Here is an 18,162-nt window from a genome sequence, read left to right on the forward strand (position 1 = left end):
AGAGGTGAATGATAATGGATTATAGCACTATGTGTCCGAAATACGAAGTAGCCATGGATATTATCGGTAAAAAGTGGACAGGACTCATCATTCGCGTTTTGATGGATGGACCTAAACGATTTAAAGATATTAAGTCCCAAATTCCTGAGATGAGTGATCGTATGCTTACTGAGCGCATGAAGGAATTAGAGTCTGTGGGAATTGTAAAACGCAATGTTTACCCTGAGACACCTGTGCGAATTGAGTATTCACTAACGGATAAAGGAAATTCTTTAAAATCAATCATCAATGCGATACAAGACTGGAGTGAACAATGGGTTGACCATTGTTAAGCTTTTTTAATGAAGGGGGCAGCTGTGCCTCCTTTTTTTGCACTGACTCTTTTCTAAAAGATTGTTGCTTTTGGATTCTGCCTTTAACAAGTTGTTTGAAGTGAGCAACCTGGAGCAGAAATCAGACACTTTCGAAAGATAACAAAGGCAAAAAAAGAAAGGACAGCCATCAGAGGTTGTCCTTTTTACATATTGCTTGTATGGAAGCTAAACGATACGTGGTCTTGAACAGGGATCCAAGCACCAATTCCTTGCTGCGTTACGTTTTGAATGACGATCTCTCTTTTGCCGCCTTTTAAAACGATATACACTTCACCATACGTAACACGTCCTCTTTCATTTACCGCTGGAACGTAACTGTGTAAGTACCCCACTTGTTTAGGTGATACATGGTACACATTAGATTTCTTTGTTCCTGCTCCAACAGCTGTTTGGAACGACAACGGAAGCTTTGACTTTTCTGCCGCTGAGATCAGCATCATCTTTTGAACCGCTTCACTGTTAGGAATAGAAGCTGTCAAACCGCCGCTTACTTTTTTATGTGCGGTTTGGTTGAAATATAATTTAGCAACTGATTTTGCTCCTCTGTTATCTAAACGATTCGTGTTGATCTTTTGATGTTCCCAGTTCACCGTAGTCTCCGTGGACTGATAAGACAACGGCCATTGTCCTAAGTAAATTTTTGCGCGGTACCAAAAAGCTACTTTTGAAGCATTGATGCTCGACTCATTAAGCAATCGGATCAAATCTGGATTTGTGATCGGTACATCCGAAGTTTTAAGCATCGCTTTAGCTAGCTTGCTCGGCTCCAAGTACGGAAGATCTTGTGCAGAGTTTGGATACGTGTTCTCTTTAGATATGCTAAGAACAGAGCTAGGCATCTTTATATCTGCTTTTGGAGCAGCTTTTTCTATCTTCTCTGTTTTTTCTGCCGGCTTTTGTTCTGGCTGCTGTTTTGTTTTCTCTGCTGCAATTGCTGTATTCGTCAATACAAAAAGCATAACAAATATAATAATAAAAATTCTTCTTTTCATAACATCCTCCTTTACCCTATTTTTTTCTATCCCTCAAAATTTATCCATGCTGGACCTCTGGATTACTTCGGGTATTGTTGGAAAATAAAACACCCCGATCCATTAAGAACCGAGGTGCTCGTGCTTTTCATTTATGCTACAATCTCAAAGCTTTCTGTAACGTTTATACTATCTTTAACAGATTGAACCATGGAACAGTTTTTTCTTGTTACTATTAACGCTTTTTCAACTTTTTCTTGAGAAAGTTCGCTTCCCTTAATCACAAAGTGAAGATGGATATCAGAAACTCTGTTTGCTTCGTCTTCCACTCGTGTCACTTTAGCTTGTACTCTGATATCTTCATAAGTCATTCTCATGCGCTCTAGAACTTTCCGTAAAACTCCACCGCTGCAAACAGCTACAGAAGAAACAAGTAATTGAAACGGTCTGTATCCATACTCCGCATCACCGCTGATCTGAAGCGTTCCATAATCTACAGAAGTCTCAAAGCCTTTTTCGGTCATTTTAAATTCCAAAATTACGCATCTCCTCTATTTAAGTTTATACTCAACTTTTTACAAGTTCCATTGTACAATGGTTTTAGTTTGTTTTGAAAAGGAGATGCTCATGCAGCTTTCAACGTATAGATTCTCAGTCTTAGTCAGCATCGTTTTTATTTCCGGTTTCGCACAAGGAATGCTACTTCCTTTGATCGCGGTTATTTTTGAACAAGATGGAACGTCTGCTTCGTTAAACGGCTTCCATGCAACCGCTCTTTATATTGGTATTCTGATCGCTTCTCCCTTTATTGAGAAGCCGCTTAGAAGATTTGGCTATAAGCCCCTCATCCTAGCAGGTCTTCTAGCCGTAATTCTTTGTTTTGCTATGTTTCCGGTTTGGAAAGTCTTTTGGTTTTGGTTTGTGTTAAGACTCCTGATTGGCATTGGAGATCATATGCTCCACTTTTCTACCCAAACATGGATTACATCAAACAGTCCAGAGAATAAGAGGGGTCGCAACATTTCCTTGTATGGCATCGCATTTGGTGCTGGGTTTGGAATCGGGCCCCTTATGACAAAAATGTTAGAGATCAACGAGAACCTTCCTTTTTGGCTCGCAGCTGGTCTTTGTTTGATTTCCTTTATCCTAATGACCACGATTCGGAATGAAAGACCAGAGACGGAATCAGCACGTACTGCTGGTGTAACAGCAATTGACCGTTATAAAGATGTGTTAAAAATCGCTTGGGTTTCTTTGCTTCCGCCATTTGCTTACGGTTTTTTAGAAGCAACACTGCACGGCTCTTTCCCAGTCTTTGCTCTTCGAAACGGAATCAGCCTGGATTGGGTAGCCGTACTCTTGCCGGCATTCGTGCTAGGAAGCCTCGTATTTCAACTGCCTTTAGGCATATTAAGTGACAAATGGGGACGAAAGCCGATTCTAATCTTTTCTTTTGTATCCGGTTTTTTCTCGTTTTTAGCAACCTACTGGAGCATGAACAATTTTTGGATCCTTATCTCATTGTTCTTTTTATCAGGAATGTTCGTTGGCTCCATGTTCTCACTCGGTATAGCCTACATGAGTGATTTGCTGCCTAAATATCACCTTCCTGCAGGAAATATTTTAGCAGGAATCAGTTTCAGCATAGGTAGTATGGCAGGTCCGTTAATCGGTGGAAGTTTTATCAGCTTGTTTAAAGGCGGGGCTTTTGTGTTTGCCATCTGCGGAATGTTATTTATTCTTTGTTTACCTATTCTTTTCATGAAAAATAAGCCACAATCTTCTTTAGCGTCTAAATCTGCTTAAAACATATTTTTTTCTTTTTACTCCATATAATAAAAGCAGGAATTTTGACTTTAGTTAAACATTCTTTAAACTAGAATTAGACGATTCAAAATAAGGAGTAGATTTGTATGATGAGATTACGTTCAGATATGCCTGAACTTAGCGGTGCAACAGAATGGATCAATGGAGAAGTTTCTAAAAGCGATCTAATTGGAGATAAGCCGACTCTAATTCACTTTTGGTCGGTAAGCTGCGGATTATGTAAGGAAGCGATGCCTAACATCAATCAATTTCGTGATGACTACAAAGATGAGCTGAATGTTATCGCTGTTCACATGCCTCGTTCTGAAAAAGACTTGGATATCAACCAAATTAAAGAAGTAGCAGCAGAACACGACATTACACAGCCGATCTTTGTTGATAACGACCATGCTTTAACAGATGCATTCGAAAACGAGTATGTTCCAGCTTATTACGTTTTTGATGCAGAAGGAAAGCTTCGTCACTATCAAGCTGGTGGAGACGGAATGAAGATGCTTACAAAGCGTGTTAACCGTGTGTTAGGAAAAGAAACAAAATAAGCATGCAAAAAACCGGGCGGATTAGACTAACCTAGGTAGATGGGACACAATAAAACACCTTCGAAATGATACACTTATTAAAAGTGAAAAATCGGAGGTGTTTTTGCATGGGCAAAAACGTTTATTCAAAAGAAACAAAGTGGGCTGTTGTTAAAGATAAAATGAGTGGGCAATTTTCCAACGAAGAAATCATGGATAAGTATGGAATCAAAAATGTGTCCCAAATTAATACGTGGATGAGATGGTATCGAGATAATGAAGTACATCGGTTCGATCAACCTATCGGTAAGCAATACTCTTATGGTCTTGGACCTAACTCCCTTAGTGAAGAGGAAAAGAAAGAACGTCAATTTAATCACTACAAACAGGAGAATGAAATATTAAAAAAGTATTTGGAGATCGAAAAGGAGCTGAAAAAGAAGTAGTTCTCCGTTTGGTAAAGAAATTAAGAAAAAAATACACCGTTAGAGCTATTCTATCTGCTTTAAATGTTCCAAAATCAACCTACTATCGATGGTTAGCAGCTCCATCTAAAGGGTTATCTGAATCCGAGAAGGCTATTATCTCTCTTTGTGAAGAGACGAAATACCGGTATGGTCATAGGAAAATTAAGCATCTACTAAAGCGTCGATATCAAATGAGTTTGAATCGAAATTCTGTCCAACGCATTATGCAAAAGCATCATCTACAGTGCCGTGTAAAGCCAAAGAGAAAATGGAAATCTCAAGGACAAGCCATCATTGTCGCACCAAATCTTTTACAGAGAGATTTTTCAGCCATTTTGCCCAATCAAAAATGGGTAACCGATATTACGTATATTCAATATGGTTCAAGCACATTGTATCTTTCAACTATTATGGATCTATTCAATAATCAAATTGTGGCGTACAAGCTCTATACGCATCAACAAGCACCTCTGGTGACAGATACTTTAAAAGCTGCCTTAGAATCACGAGGAAACCCCAAAGGGGTTATTATTCACAGTGATCAAGGAAGTGTGTATACATCTTATGCGTATCAGCAGTTAATAAAAGAAAGTAAATTAATTAGCAGTATGTCCAGAAGGGGAAATTGTTGGGATAACGCCGTTATTGAATCTTTCCATTCAAATCTAAAATCTGAAGAATTCCAATATGTGAAGTTTAATTCTATAACCGTAGATAAAGTGAAGGAAAAAGTAGATCAATACATGAAATATTATAATGAAGAGCGAATTCAAGAAAAATTAGGCTACCACACCCCGATTGAAATTGGTAGTATGGCAGCCTAACAGGTGTTTTATTATTGTCCCAAATGACTAAGTCAGTCTAGATGCCCGGTTTTTATTTTGGATCTAATATTTTTATTTGAAAGCTCGTTCAATAAAACGAAACAATAACGCTAAAAACTTATAAACAAATAGCCCTGTCATTGCGCCTATTCCGTTTAAAAGAATGTCGTCAATATCAAAGATGCGTTTTGCATACTCATACTGCAGTATTTCGATCAAAAAGCTCGTACCGAAACCGAGTACAAACATGAATCGCCATGAATTAAACACCCGGAATATTAAAGGCAGCAACAGACCAAAAGGCAAAAACAGTATTACATTACCGATGATGTTCTTAAAAATAAGCCAATAATCGTGGCTTCTCCACATCAGCCTAATGCTATCGAATAAAACAAGATTGGCTGATTTTCCATACACATATTCGTTAAACGAAAAAAGCGTGGCCTTAATAAGAACGGCAAAGTACACGATAAAAAGAAGTGCCCCTAAAATACTAAATATCACTCTGACTTTTTTCATACTGCCTTTCTCCTGCCTTTTTCAAAGAAATTCCCATAAGTGCCTTTTTAGTGTAACACGCAAAGCTCTTAAGGAGATACAGGTAAAAGACACAAACTTTTCTCCAGTAATTTTCTACATTTTAAGCTGTCGTTTTTTTACGTGTCTTTTTTACAACAAAAAATAAAATGGTGGCTACAACAATAACTCCAGCTACTGGCAGCATGTATTCTTCTGCCTTTGCTCCAACATCTTTCCACTGAGGTCCAAACTGTTTCCCAAGATAGATGTAGAACGCTGTAATTGGAAACATCGCAATAAACGTGTAGATCGAAAAGACCCATACATTCATCTTAGTCATGCCACATGGAACGGAGACCGTTGTTCTGACGCCTGGGAGAAAACGTCCAAAAAAGGCTACCCCTGCACCATATTTATCAAAAAAGCGGTCTGCAGCATCAATTTCCTTTTCTTTAATAAACACATATTTACCATATTTAATCAAAAACGGTCTGCCGCCATATCTGCCTAAAGCATAAAGCGTGAGCGGGCCAAATGTGCCACCAACCGTTCCTGCCAGGACGGCGAGCCAATAATTCATATCACCTTCATATACCCAAAACCCTGCAAGCGGCAATACAAGCTCTGCTGGGACAAATTCAAATGTAAGTGCAACAATTAGTCCTAAATACGAGAATTGTTTTAAAAACTCAATAAATGAGAGAATAAGTTCTTCCATCCTTATCGCCCTCCCTTTCTATTCAAGCATAACGAGAATCATTATAACACATGTATCAATGCCCAATAAACATTTCGTAAAACCGTTCAAAAACTTGTGCTTTTTGTTTTTATCTTGATAAGACGTAATCTCATGTCGAGGATTTCAGACTCGTGGATATATGGCCAAAATTTCTGGATTAAAGGCAAAACTTTTAGGATTCAGGGGGCACAACTCGTGGATTTAAGGTCTAAACTAGTGGATTCACCGTTCTGAAGGTGTTCTTTGGCGCATCTATGTAAAAAAAGCCGCCCATTATAGGACAGCTTTTTGACTAATCGCTTAGATTAATGAAAGTCATTCTTTTTGTTCGAAGATTTGCTCGTTTTATGCTGACTGTCATTTTTGTTGTTCTTATTGTTGTGGGTCTGTTTATTGCTTTTTCCCATATCAATAATACCTCCTTACGATAAGGTACTATTAGCTTTTCCTAGGATTCAGCCTTTAACAAGCCCCTTTTCTTGGCAAAATCAATCTTATATTTGTGAAAGGTTGCATTAAGGACACCACCAGACAATAAGACGATACCCGTCAAATAAAACCACAGCATTAAAACAATAATGGCACCGATACTTCCATAAGTAGCTGAATAATTACCAAAATGATCAACATAAAAAGCGAATCCGAATGATACGATCTGCCATAAGAAAGTTGCAACAAGAGAACCGTACCAAATTTCACTATATTTCAGTTTTTTGCATGGAGCAAGATAATAAAGAATAGAAACAACTGTAGAAATAATGAGGAAACTAATCAACCATCTCAATACTCCCCATATCTGTAAAAATTCATCGCTTAAACCTAAATAAGAAAAAGTAGCATTGCCGAGCATCTTACCGAAAACCGGGAAAACCAATGCAATAATAAAAGCAAAAATTACTCCAAAAGTTAAAAAGATAGCTAACAGTCTTGTTTTAATAAAGCTTCGGCATTCTTCTACCCCATATGCTTCATTAAGCGTTTTAATGACGGCGTTAATGGCATTAGACGCAGACCAAATGGTAGCTAAGATACCAATCGATAAAAGGCCGCCGCTTCTTCCTTCTAATACGGCAAGTAAATTTTCCCTTACAGAGTCCATGGCTTCTGCTGGTACAAAATGTTCAAGCAGATCAAGCGCTTCAGCAGGTTCAATAAAGAAAGCACCTAATGTTAATAAGAAGATTAGAAAAGGAAAAAGGGAGAGCAGAAAATAATAAGCAAGCTGTGCTGCAAGCCCTGTTACATCTCCTCTTTTGAAACCATGCATGAACTCGATTCCAAACGATTTAGCTTTCATGTTTTTAAGTATGTGCCATAATGTCAATGTTCTTCTCACCCCTAACGTATTTGTATAGTCCCTTTATCATTCCCTTTCATAAGGGTGATAAAAACTTTTTTTAGGATAAGTTTATAATTTTTTATAATGGGTAACTTAAGAATAATTCCATATTACAACACACAAAAAAAAGGAGGAATTTTACATGAGTTTATTATGGGCACTTATAATTGGAGGAATCATCGGTTGGTTAGCAGGTCTTTTAACAGGACGTGACGTACCAGGCGGAATCATCGGTAACATCATCGCAGGTTTTGTTGGTGCATGGTTAGGTGGATTATTGTTAGGAGATTGGGGACCAATGGTAGCAGGATTTGCGATTATTCCAGCTATTATCGGTGCAATCGTAGTCGTACTTATCGTAAGCTTTATCATGCGCAGCATGCGTAGCCGTGCATAATAAGAATCACTAACACATAGTCATTACGTAAAGAAAAGCTGGTTCAAGTTGATCATAATATGATCTTCCTGAACCAGCTTTTTTATTATTTTAGAATCTCTTTTTAAACACATAACTCGGTTTCTCATAATGCATTTTTTCTTCATAAAAACGATGAGCGTCCAAGCGGTTGACATTAGAACTTAAAGCAACACAGTTGCAATTATTTTGAAGAGCGTATGACTCTAAAAATGCCAGCAGTTCTTCTCCATACCCTTTTGATCGTTCTTCTGAATCTGTAATGAGATCATACAAATAAACATGTTTTCCATCATAGAGATTTGTAAGAATCGCAAATCCAGCCAATGCAACAACCTTACCTTCATTAAAATTTGCAAATAACGTATAGCCTTCTTTTTGCATTTGAAGAAACAACTCATAAAATAAGTCCTCTGAAAGATGTGTTCGAAGCTGGCTCATTACAGGAAACGCCTCACGCACTTCGTGTTCTAGTGATAACTGCCTGATCTCTCCCATTTCATTTCTCCTTTTATAATGACTCTCTATTTTTTATTTCGATTAATAACCTTTCACAACCTGCTGTTACGAGGTCATAAACTTCTTGAAAGTTACCCGTAAAATATGGATCTGGAACATCTTCATACTCATTTTCAGGTACAAAATCCAAGAGCCTAGCGATCATCCCTGTCTTTGATTGGCCAGCCATCTTATGCATATTGCCAATGTTTTCAGCGTCCATACCGATAATATAATCATATTGAGTAAGATCATTTGTTTTAACCTGACGAGCTGTTTGACCTTCATATGAGATCTGGTTTTCTTTTAAAATGTTCCTTGTTCCTTCATGAGGTGGTTCACCAACATGCCAGTTTCCTGTTCCGGCAGAGTCGATTGAAATGAATTCAGATAGTCCTTCTCTTTTTACAATATCTCGAAAAACAGCTTCTGCCATCGGAGAGCGACATATGTTGCCCAAGCAAACAAAGAGTACTTTAATCATCAATCATACCCCTTTCGTCTTACCTTTAAAGGTATAACAATTTCATCCAATAATAAAGGGACAATATACACATTAAGAAAACCGGGCCTGACCATACCCGGTTTTATTTGTTCTTTAATTATGCAGTTTTGGTATTAATACATTGTTTTAATAAAGGTAAAATTCACTCGAATAGTCAGCATCCTATGATTAAATGAAATCACTGCTTACTTTGGTATGGGCTTTATGGGCTTTATATGTAGTCTTTTCAACCCTCTGCTTTTTCACTTCACTGACAAGTTGATTGGAGTGCAAGATGCGAGACTCCTGCGGGACAGGCGGGCAGGTGAGACACTTAAGAGTGAAACGTACGAATGTGGCTCACCGCCTGCCCCGCGGAAAGCGAGCATCTGGAACGGAAATCAACTACTTTCTAAAGCAACAAAGAATACGAAAACAGCCTTTTGAAATTAAGCCAGATAAGCTTCTCGAACAGACTCATTTGTAATGAGTTCATTTCCTTGACCTGCCATCACGATTTCACCAGTTTGGAGAACATATCCACGATGAGCGATCTGCAAAGCCTGGAACGCATTCTGTTCCACTAAAAGAATCGTCATGCCTTCTTTATTTAAGTCACTGATAATATCAAAGATTTGTTCCACAATTACAGGCGCTAAGCCCATTGAAGGTTCATCTAGCAACAAGAGACGAGGCTTGGACATGAGCGCCCTGCCCATCGCAAGCATCTGCTGCTCACCACCGCTCATTGTTCCTCCCTTTTGAGTTAAACGCTCTTTTAATCTTGGAAAGTAATCAAAGACCTGTTCCATTCGTTCTTTAATGACTTTCTTATCTTTTACAATAAAAGCACCCATCTCAAGATTTTCTTTTACCGTTAACCTCGGAAAAATTCTTCTGCCTTCAGGAACGTGGGCAATTCCCGTTTGAGCCGTAATATGAGCAGGCTGTTTAGAGATGTCTTTTCCTTCATAGATCACTGAACCTGTTTTTGGCAGAACCTGACCGCTGATTGTTTTTAATGTTGTGGATTTCCCTGCACCGTTAGACCCGATTAATGTAACGATTTCCCCTTTTTCAACAGAGATGCTAATTCCCTTTAGCGCATGAATACCACCGTAAAATGTGTTTACATCTTTTAATTGCAGAATACTCATCGTTTTCCTCCTTACGCTGGTGTTACGGCACTTTTTCCAAGATAAGCTTCAATCACTTTTACATTATTGCGGATTTCGGCAGGCTTTCCTTCAGCAATCTTTTCACCGTGATCTAATACAAAGATTTGTTCAGAGATCTCCATAACAAGTTTCATATCATGCTCGATTAATACGATCGTTACATCTAGATCTTCCCTCATGCGGTGAATAAACTCTGTTAGTTCGCGTGTTTCTCTAGGGTTCATTCCAGCTGCTGGTTCATCTAGAAGAAGCAGCTTTGGTTTTGTAGCAAGCGCTCGTGCAATTTCCAGCCTGCGCTGTGCCCCATAAGATAAATTTTGAGCATCTTCATTTAAATGCTGAGCCAGACCGACATATTCAAGCCAATGGTAAGCCTCTTCCTGTGCCAGCTGCTCTTCTTCTCGAACTTTTTTTGTTTGGAATAACGTCCCGACAACTCCTGCTTTAAATTGCTTATGCAAACCTACCATCACATTTTCTAAAACTGTAATATTTGAAAAAAGACGAATGTTTTGGAAGGTCCGGGCAATTCCGTGTCTCGAAATCTCATGCGGTTTTAATCCGACCAAAGAAGTTGACCCGAGTTGCACATTCCCTTTATCAGGCTGATAAACCCCTGTTATCAAGTTGAAAAAGGTAGTTTTACCCGCCCCGTTAGGACCGATTACTGCTGTAATGGCGCCTTTTTCAACTGTCATATCCACTGAATTTACGGCGACAAGACCGCCAAATTGTTTTGTAAGATTGCTAACCGTTAAGATTGACATGTTTATATCGCCCCCTTAAGCCTGAAAACCTTTGTCAGGTTCCACCGTGATCTTTTCTTTTCTATGCTTTTTCGAACCCTCTTTAAGTGATTCCTCATCAAACACAGGGTTTTTAGCAGGGATTAATCCTTGAGGGCGATAGATAGCAAATATAATTAGAATCGCACCAAAGATAAATCGCTGCATTTTGGCTGGAGCTAGTGCCTCAGGGAAACTGATAACACCATCCAGACTCAATTGATTTAAATAATTTGTTACTTCAGTAAGCACCTGCAGATTGAGTATCGTAATTACAGCCGCACCTAGGATGACACCTGGTACACTGCCCATTCCTCCTAAAATAACCATTACAAGGATGGTGATGGACTCTAGCAATGTGAAGCTTGTAGGGTCAACAAACGTCTGCTTCGCCGCAAACACAACCCCCATCATTCCTGAAAAAGATGCCCCTATTGCAAATGCTAATAGCTTCGTCCGCACGAGATGTATGCCCACTGATTGGGCAGCAATTTCGTTCTCTCTTACCGCTTTCCAAGAACGGCCGATTTTAGAAAACTCAAATCTTCTAACAGCCAAAATGACGAAGAACAAGATGGCAAGAACGATATAGTAGAATTGATTTGGATAAACAAACTGATACCCGAATATTTCTGGCGGTTTAACAGACGCTAAGCCCATTGCTCCGTTTGTAATATTTACAGGCTTATCAAGGTTGTTGAAAACGATTCTGATAATCTCTCCAAAACCAAGCGTAACGATAGCCAGATAGTCTCCTTTTACACGAAGTACAGGTATTCCTAGTAAGACTCCGAAAAGTGCAGCGACAAAACATCCTATTAATATAAAGATCCAAAAGCTTTCACCTGATAAAGGAAACGTTCCGAAAGGCATAAAGTTAGCAGCTTGTCCTGTTGCGAAAATCCCATACGTATAAGCTCCAATCGCAAAGAAAGCGACGAATCCGAGATCCAACAAACCTGCTAATCCGACTACAATGTTAAGTCCCAAGGCCATCGCCACATAAATTCCAACTACTGTAGCAACTTCCATGTAAGATTGATAGCCTGGTCCTGTACTAGAAACAAAGGGAATGACTCCAATCAGTACAATCCCGGCGATCAGCCATTTTAGGCGGTCTGGCAATTCTGTATAGTACAGAATCAATAATGAGAATAGAAGCAAAAGAAAAGCTGTAACTGAGGCTTGAGCAAGATACAGGCTCAACGAAGTTACCAATACATAAAGGACGAGCAGAATAATTTGTGCCAGCTTGTTGCCTTTTAATTTACTTGTCAGCTTTTGCATGGCTCTTCACCTACACTTTCTCAGTAACTGCTTTGCCAAACAGTCCTTCTGGTTTAAAAATCAATACGATAATTAAGATTGCAAATGCAAATACATCTTTATACTCAGCCCCAAAGATGCCGCCTGTTAATATCTGCAGATTTGCTGCTGCAAACATTTCTAAAATACCTAACATAAGTCCGCCAGCCATAGCACCACGAATATTTCCAATCCCTCCGAGTACAGCGGCCGTAAATGCTTTTAATCCTAATATAAAGCCGATATACGGGTCGATGGTTCCGTACTGAACAGCAAACAGAACGCCTGTCGCTCCGCCTAATGCTGAACCGATAAAAAAGGTAAGAGAAATGACTTTGTTCACATTAATAGACATGAGAGATGCCGTTTCACGATCTTGAGCTACTGCCCGCATCGCCATGCCCCATTTCGTTTTATTAACGAAAAAGTCTAATCCAATCATCATAATGACAACAGCAATGATCAGGATTAATGTTGATGTTTTAAAGAATGCATCACTGAAGGATGACGAGATACTAGAAAATTTAATAGAAAATTTCTCATTGAACATGGAGGGCCCTGTTAAAATATAGTTTCCTCTTTTGTATTCTGTAATGAAACGTACGAGATCCTGCAGCAAAAACGAAACACCGATTGCTGAGATCAGCGTAATAAGTTTAGGCGAATTTCTAAGTGGCCTGTACGCCATCCGCTCAATGCCAACACCCATGAAACCAGTGAGAATCGATGTAACAACAAGCACGAGGATTAAGGCGAGAATGGCAGGCATAGCGGCCAACCAGCCCATTCCTGTCATCAGGATAAGCATAGCTACCCCTATAAAAGCACCTGTCATAAAAATCTCACCGTGTGCAAAATTGATAAGTTCTAATATTCCATAAACCATCGTATAACCAAGAGCAATTACAGCGTAAATGGCACCTAGAGCTATTCCGTCTACAAGTACTTGAGGCAGACTTTGTAAAATTTCAGCTAACATAAATATTCCTCTCTTTCACAACTAGGGAGTATATGTGTAAAAAAGAAGAGGGATATGGCCTTTAGGGTCATTCCCTCTCTTGTAAACATAGGTTTACTTACTGATTTCGCCTTCTTGAACTCCTGGATATTTAGCTTCACTGAATTTGTAGATGTAAACTTTTGCGAACTTGTTGTCACCGATATCATCAAAGCCGACTTTTGTAACAACACCTTGGAAGTCTTGAATCTTACGAACTTCTTCTGCAACCTTCTCACGGGATGGAAGATCTCCGTCACTTCCTTCGATCGCTGCCTCTAAACCTTTTAAGAGAACGCTCATAGAATCATAGCCGTAAGCTGAGTAGGATTCTACGTTCTTGTTGAACTTCTCTTTGTATTTAGAAGAGAATGCTTGGCCATCTGAAGATTTGCTAGCGTCAGCTGCAACAGATGTGTAGTATACGTTTTGTACAGCGTCGCCTGCGATTTCAACAAGCGTGGAAGAATCCATTCCGTCTCCGCCCATGAATGGAATATCAATTCCTTTGTCACGAGCTTGTCGGATCAACTGACCGCCTTCCGTGTACAGTCCGCCAAAGAATACTAAGTCAGGTTTCTTTGACAATACTTGTGTAAGTACACCATTAAAGTCTTTTTCACCAACAGTGATTCCTTCGTAACCAAGTATTTCAGCTCCAGCATCTTCAGCTGCCTTTTTGAACGCATCTGCAAGTCCTGTTCCATAAGCTGTTTTGTCCTGGATAACGAAGATTTTTTTAGCTCCTAATTTATTAATCGCAAAGTCTGCACCTGCAGGACCTTGGAAATCATCACGTGCTACGATACGGTTTACGGTTTTAAGACCACGATCTGTTACCTCCGTTGCGGTATTCGCTGGAGAAACCATCGGCACTTTATACTTTTCATAAACTTCAGATGACGGGATGGATACGCCTGAATTCAAGTGTCCAACTACTCCAAGGATTGATTTATCTGATCCGATAAGCTGTGCGTTGGCAACACCTTTTTTAGGGTCTGCTTGATCATCATACGGCTGAAGCTGAAGCTTGTACCCTAAGTCTTCAAACTTCTTCTTATTCTCTTCCAATGCAAGTTGTGCGCCTAGCTTAATAGATTCACCAAGTGTTGCACTTCCACCAGATAAAGGAGTTTGCGTTGCGATTTTAATTACTTTTCCGCTTCCTCCCCCACTGCCGCCTTCTGATCCTCCAGAAGCATTACAGCCTGCCAAAAGTCCTAGTGATAATGCAGAAGCTGCTAATACTTTTAACCCTCTCTTAATCCCCACCTAAAATCCCCCTTGTATAAATATTTTGATTATTGCTACTATTTAAAAAAATAGTACATGAATATGAGAGAATAGACAACTAAATTTTAGAAAAAATAGATTATTTATATTAAATTTAAAAGTTTTCCCTAATATTCAACATATTTCTTTGTTGTTTGATAGGTCTACAACTAAAGTAGGAAGGATGTGAATGATTTCCGTTCCAGGCTGCTCGCTTTCCTTGGTGCAGGCGGTAAGCCACATTCTTAACGTTTCACTCTTAAGTGTCTCACCTGCCCGCCTGTCCCGCAGGACAAGGAAGGCTTCGGCAGCGACACATCGCACGAAGAAAATTTGAAGTTTAATTTTCGAGGAGTCTCGCGCCTTGCACTTCAATCATTAATCATTGAAAACAACATTTGAAAACAACAATCTTTTAGAAAAGAGCGCTTAAAAAAGATCCACTGAGATGTTCAGTGAATCTTGAGCAAGTTTATTTATTTACAAGAATTTTCACATGATACTTTCGTTTACGAGGTCCGTCGAACTCACAAAAGTAAACACCTTGCCACGTTCCTAAGAGAAGCTTGCCGTTCTGGATGAATACAACTTGCGATGAACCAACTGTACTTGCCTTTAAATGAGAAGCTGAATTTCCTTCTGCATGACGATACTTTGGATGTTCCCACGGATACACTTCGTCCAGTCGCATGAGCATATCTGACACAACATCGGGATCTGCATTTTCATTGATTGTAATCCCTGCTGTTGTATGCGGACAATATATGTACATAACACCATCGTTCACCCGCTGCTCTTCAAGATAGGCCTGCAGTGTACTCGTAATTTCATACATTTCATCTCTTTGATGCGTTTGGATCGTAAAAACTTGAGACAATTTCATCCCTCCTCTATCTTCTTTATTTGATAGCTCGGTATGAAAATCCTTTTTAAAATTATAAATCTATTGATATATGGGTGCTAACGTGAATATGTTTCATTTAATAATTTTAAATGTTCGAATCAGATTTTCAAAATTGCGTTTTGTTCTTTTCAAGTGTACAGAAACATATTTTTGAAGCAAAAAAAGAGGAATGACCCACTAGTGGAGTCATTCCTTTTCAATACCTTCTATTTCCGGTGAACACGCGTACGGTCACCTGCGATTTTTTTCCACTTCGCCCGTTCAGCAAGCGCTAACTTTTGATCTTCTTTTCGCGCAAAGTATGCTAACTCACGTTGTAATTTCACATAACTGTTATAGCGGTCTTCGCTAAGCTCACCCGTTTCAATCGCTTCCTGCACTCTGCATCCCGGTTCATTTTGATGAGTACAATCACGGAAACGGCATTGTTCTGCAAATCCTTCAACGTCCTGAAAGCTATGACTTAAGCTGTTATCGCCTTCCCACAGCTGCAGTTCTCTCATTCCCGGCGTATCAATTAAAATCCCTCCGCTATCAAGTACGAGCAGTTCGCGGTGAGTCGTTGTATGCTTCCCTTTGCCATCTTCTTCGCGAATAACATTTGTTTTTAATACCTCTGATCCAAATAGTTTGTTCGCAAGCGTTGATTTACCAACACCAGAAGAACCTAAGAGGGCAACTGTTTCTCCTTCCGTGATATAGGAAGAAAGAGCATCTAATCCTGCTCCTGTTTCCGCACTTACCGCAAATGTCGGAACACCAAAAGCAATCGTTTCTACTTCATCTATATATTTCTGTATGTCATCACAAATATCCGCTTTACTCAGTACGATAACAGGAGTTGCACCGCTTTCCCAAGCCATCAATAGATAGCGTTCGAGTCTGCGCAGGTTAAAGTCTTGGTTTAGTGCATTTACTAAGAAAACAGTATCTACATTAGTCGCTACAATCTGCTCATCTGTGGTGAGTCCAGCTGCTTTTCGAGAAAACTTGCTCTTTCGCGGCAGGATTCCGTGTACATATGCTTTCCCTTCTTGCGGATTGGCCTGAACTGCAACCCAGTCTCCAACCGCTGGGAAGTCATGTCTTCCTGTGGCGTTGAAACGGATTTTCCCAGTAATTTCTCCTAGCATTTCACCGTGTTCGGTAAGAACGGTGTACAGCCCTTTATGTTCCACACTAATTCTACCTGGAACAAGATTATGATCTTCATATGCTTTAAATGATTCTTCAAATGTTTGATTCCAACCTAGTGATTTTAAATTCAATGTAATACCCTCCGAATAAATGTTGTCAATTTTTTTATAAAAGAAAAAGAACCTATCTACTTAGGTTCTTTACAGAAAGATGGGTTCACAAATACCCCTTCTTCATATAAAAAACCATGGCACTGTATGTACAGCCCATGGTTAGATGACAAATTTAAACGAAGATTTAAGAACGCAAAAAACTATTTGCGTTTCTTCATTGTCCCAATAGGCTGTACATGAAATACACTCTCTGACGTCAATCCATTAAGTTGTCTCATCATACATCCCTCCTTGGGTTTCATTAGAATTACTTTACTTCTCAACTATAGCAGTATATGCATAATTTGTAAATAGATGCATATTTTTTATTTTGAAACAGAATCTCCTTTGTATCCGGTAATGATTCGTTTAATCATGGCCATATCCATATTTAAGGGTTTAGCTTCTATCTCTTTTAGTAATTCCTGCGTGTTTGCGTCATCAAATGTAATGTTTCGATTCAGATAATTTTTATATACATCTATGACACTGTTTAACAGCTTTTCCTCTTCGTTCAAGAATGGTTCATAATCATACGGAGCAAGTTTAAAGAGTTCGAGACCTGCTTTGTCTCTCATGATCTGAAAAACATCAGCACTTAATGGCGGATTGCTGTTTGTAATATGGTATATGTTATTTTCCCTGCCTTTTTTCAAGACACCTGACAAAACATCTGCCACATAATCAACCGGTACAAGATTTTGTGTACTACCTTTTTCACAAAGCAAGTGAAACACACGGTCGCCCATACCTTTACGCTGAAATCTCTTTTTAAATACTTCAAGACTTCTAAGCAAACCGTACAACGTGAATTTGGAATCTGCTTCCCCTGTCTCTGAGTCCCCGATAATGATTGCTGGTCTTAAAATCGTTACATTAAAGCAGTCTTTATACTCCATACATAGGTGTTCTGCTTTACATTTACTCTCTTCGTACGGGTTGTTAAAGTTGTTGCCCAAGTCATGCAATTCTTCTTTTGCATACTCGTCCTTTCCAAGTGTATAAGCTGTACTTACATAATAAAATTGGGAAACGCCCATTTTCTTTGCTGCATGGAGTGCATGGCGTGTACCTGTATAATTTATTTGAAAAAGTTCATCTTTAAGATCTAAATCAAACTTCACAAGAGCAGCCATATGATAAAAAGCATCAATTTTACCAACAAGCTCTTGTTCTGTATCTTGAGTCATACCTAAATGAGGGAGTGTAATGTCCCCTTGAATAATATGAATATCGCCGTTCAAATCAGCCGTCTTCAAAAGAAGCTGTTCAGCTTTTTGTAAGTTTCGCGCCAACACATAAAGAGTATGACCTTCACGTGCCAAGTTTTGAATTAAGCGACCACCTAAAAAACCAGTTGCTCCGGTAAGAAAAATATTCATTAAGCCGTTCCTTCCTATTCCTATATCAGCATACTTCTTCTATATAGTAACACAACATCACTGCTATGTTGCCGG

22 protein-coding genes are annotated in these 18,162 nt (G+C 39.2%); 6 read left to right on the plus strand and 16 right to left on the minus strand.

The features are described 5' to 3' along the window. The first annotated feature begins 14 nt into the window (after positions 1-14). Entirely contained in the window at positions 15-332 is a 318-nt protein-coding gene (locus QUF49_RS18355) for a winged helix-turn-helix transcriptional regulator (RefSeq protein ID WP_077364763.1), read from the plus strand. A gap of 185 nt (positions 333-517) precedes the next feature. On the opposite strand, the gene QUF49_RS18360 is transcribed toward QUF49_RS18355, so the two are convergent. Both QUF49_RS18360 and QUF49_RS18365 read right to left on the minus strand, forming a co-directional pair. Then, a complete protein-coding gene (locus tag QUF49_RS18360) occupies positions 518-1,366 on the minus strand; it encodes a YfkD famly protein (protein ID WP_289497118.1) in 849 nt (282 codons plus the stop codon). Positions 1,367-1,497: 131 nt separating this feature from the next. Next, entirely contained in the window at positions 1,498-1,881 is a 384-nt protein-coding gene (locus QUF49_RS18365; RefSeq protein WP_289497120.1) for an OsmC family protein, read from the minus strand. A gap of 91 nt (positions 1,882-1,972) precedes the next feature. Here QUF49_RS18365 and QUF49_RS18370 point away from each other — a divergent pair, with 91 nt between their 5' ends. From QUF49_RS18370 to QUF49_RS18380, 3 genes are all read left to right on the plus strand, one after another. Further along, positions 1,973-3,151, plus strand: a complete 1,179-nt coding sequence (locus QUF49_RS18370) for an MFS transporter (RefSeq protein ID WP_353958320.1) — start codon at positions 1,973-1,975, stop codon at positions 3,149-3,151. Positions 3,152-3,261: 110 nt separating this feature from the next. Next, positions 3,262-3,711 carry a TlpA disulfide reductase family protein gene (locus QUF49_RS18375; protein ID WP_289497699.1) on the plus strand — a complete coding sequence of 150 codons (450 nt, stop codon included), beginning with the start codon at positions 3,262-3,264 and terminating at the stop codon, positions 3,709-3,711. A gap of 107 nt (positions 3,712-3,818) precedes the next feature. Beyond that, a protein-coding gene (locus QUF49_RS18380; RefSeq protein WP_289497122.1) for an IS3 family transposase occupies positions 3,819-4,981 on the plus strand; the annotation gives its coding sequence in 2 pieces (ribosomal slippage) (positions 3,819-4,095 and positions 4,095-4,981; 1,164 coding nt in all). Positions 4,982-5,053: 72 nt separating this feature from the next. Here the strand turns inward: QUF49_RS18380 and QUF49_RS18385 are convergent. The 3 genes from QUF49_RS18385 to QUF49_RS18395 form a co-directional block, all read right to left on the minus strand. Continuing rightward, positions 5,054-5,500 (minus strand): VanZ family protein, encoded by a 447-nt coding sequence (locus QUF49_RS18385; protein ID WP_289497124.1) that lies wholly within the window; start codon positions 5,498-5,500, stop codon positions 5,054-5,056. A 121-nt stretch (positions 5,501-5,621) separates the two neighbouring features. Beyond that, positions 5,622-6,218, minus strand: coding sequence for a DedA family protein (locus QUF49_RS18390; RefSeq protein WP_289497126.1), 597 nt, complete (start codon positions 6,216-6,218; stop codon positions 5,622-5,624). A 469-nt stretch (positions 6,219-6,687) separates the two neighbouring features. Then, positions 6,688-7,536: a YihY/virulence factor BrkB family protein gene (locus QUF49_RS18395; protein WP_289497128.1), complete on the minus strand. Its 849-nt coding sequence runs from the start codon at positions 7,534-7,536 to the stop codon at positions 6,688-6,690. 184 nt (positions 7,537-7,720) lie between these two features. Between QUF49_RS18395 and QUF49_RS18400 the strand changes: the two genes are divergently transcribed. Further along, positions 7,721-7,975 (plus strand): GlsB/YeaQ/YmgE family stress response membrane protein, encoded by a 255-nt coding sequence (locus QUF49_RS18400; RefSeq protein ID WP_289497129.1) that lies wholly within the window; start codon positions 7,721-7,723, stop codon positions 7,973-7,975. A 90-nt stretch (positions 7,976-8,065) separates the two neighbouring features. On the opposite strand, the gene QUF49_RS18405 is transcribed toward QUF49_RS18400, so the two are convergent. Both QUF49_RS18405 and QUF49_RS18410 read right to left on the minus strand, forming a co-directional pair. Continuing rightward, on the minus strand, positions 8,066-8,491 hold the full coding sequence (locus QUF49_RS18405) for a GNAT family N-acetyltransferase (RefSeq protein WP_289497131.1): 426 nt from the start codon (positions 8,489-8,491) through the stop codon (positions 8,066-8,068). A gap of 13 nt (positions 8,492-8,504) precedes the next feature. After that, a complete protein-coding gene (locus QUF49_RS18410; protein ID WP_289497133.1) occupies positions 8,505-8,975 on the minus strand; it encodes a low molecular weight protein-tyrosine-phosphatase in 471 nt (156 codons plus the stop codon). A gap of 295 nt (positions 8,976-9,270) precedes the next feature. On the opposite strand from QUF49_RS18410, the gene QUF49_RS18415 reads away from it, so the two are divergent. Then, the gene (locus QUF49_RS18415; RefSeq protein ID WP_289497134.1) at positions 9,271-9,462 is read left to right on the plus strand and encodes a hypothetical protein; all 192 of its coding nucleotides are present in this window, start codon (positions 9,271-9,273) and stop codon (positions 9,460-9,462) included. Here QUF49_RS18415 and QUF49_RS18420 read toward each other — a convergent pair. The 9 genes from QUF49_RS18420 to QUF49_RS18460 form a co-directional block, all read right to left on the minus strand. Then, positions 9,425-10,132 (minus strand): ABC transporter ATP-binding protein, encoded by a 708-nt coding sequence (locus QUF49_RS18420; protein WP_289497135.1) that lies wholly within the window; start codon positions 10,130-10,132, stop codon positions 9,425-9,427. The two genes, QUF49_RS18415 and QUF49_RS18420, sit on opposite strands and share 38 nt — an antisense overlap. Before the next feature lie 11 nt (positions 10,133-10,143). After that, positions 10,144-10,920 (minus strand): ABC transporter ATP-binding protein, encoded by a 777-nt coding sequence (locus QUF49_RS18425; RefSeq protein ID WP_289497136.1) that lies wholly within the window; start codon positions 10,918-10,920, stop codon positions 10,144-10,146. Between the two features lie 15 nt (positions 10,921-10,935). Continuing rightward, positions 10,936-12,225: a branched-chain amino acid ABC transporter permease gene (locus QUF49_RS18430; RefSeq protein WP_289497137.1), complete on the minus strand. Its 1,290-nt coding sequence runs from the start codon at positions 12,223-12,225 to the stop codon at positions 10,936-10,938. Positions 12,226-12,235: 10 nt separating this feature from the next. Continuing rightward, on the minus strand, positions 12,236-13,222 hold the full coding sequence (locus tag QUF49_RS18435) for a branched-chain amino acid ABC transporter permease (RefSeq protein WP_289497138.1): 987 nt from the start codon (positions 13,220-13,222) through the stop codon (positions 12,236-12,238). Between the two features lie 93 nt (positions 13,223-13,315). Next, positions 13,316-14,512 carry a branched-chain amino acid ABC transporter substrate-binding protein gene (locus tag QUF49_RS18440; RefSeq protein WP_289497139.1) on the minus strand — a complete coding sequence of 399 codons (1,197 nt, stop codon included), beginning with the start codon at positions 14,510-14,512 and terminating at the stop codon, positions 13,316-13,318. Between the two features lie 135 nt (positions 14,513-14,647). Next, positions 14,648-14,836, minus strand: a complete 189-nt coding sequence (locus tag QUF49_RS18445) for a hypothetical protein (protein WP_289497140.1) — start codon at positions 14,834-14,836, stop codon at positions 14,648-14,650. 148 nt (positions 14,837-14,984) lie between these two features. After that, the gene (locus QUF49_RS18450; protein ID WP_289497141.1) at positions 14,985-15,395 is read right to left on the minus strand and encodes a secondary thiamine-phosphate synthase enzyme YjbQ; all 411 of its coding nucleotides are present in this window, start codon (positions 15,393-15,395) and stop codon (positions 14,985-14,987) included. Positions 15,396-15,622: 227 nt separating this feature from the next. Next, positions 15,623-16,684 carry a ribosome small subunit-dependent GTPase A gene (rsgA, locus tag QUF49_RS18455; protein WP_289497143.1) on the minus strand — a complete coding sequence of 354 codons (1,062 nt, stop codon included), beginning with the start codon at positions 16,682-16,684 and terminating at the stop codon, positions 15,623-15,625. 347 nt (positions 16,685-17,031) lie between these two features. Beyond that, on the minus strand, positions 17,032-18,087 hold the full coding sequence (locus QUF49_RS18460; protein WP_289497145.1) for an SDR family oxidoreductase: 1,056 nt from the start codon (positions 18,085-18,087) through the stop codon (positions 17,032-17,034). Positions 18,088-18,162 lie beyond the last annotated feature (75 nt).

The organism is Fictibacillus sp. b24, assembly GCF_030348825.1.
In the GTDB taxonomy this organism is placed as follows: domain Bacteria; phylum Bacillota; class Bacilli; order Bacillales; family Fictibacillaceae; genus Fictibacillus.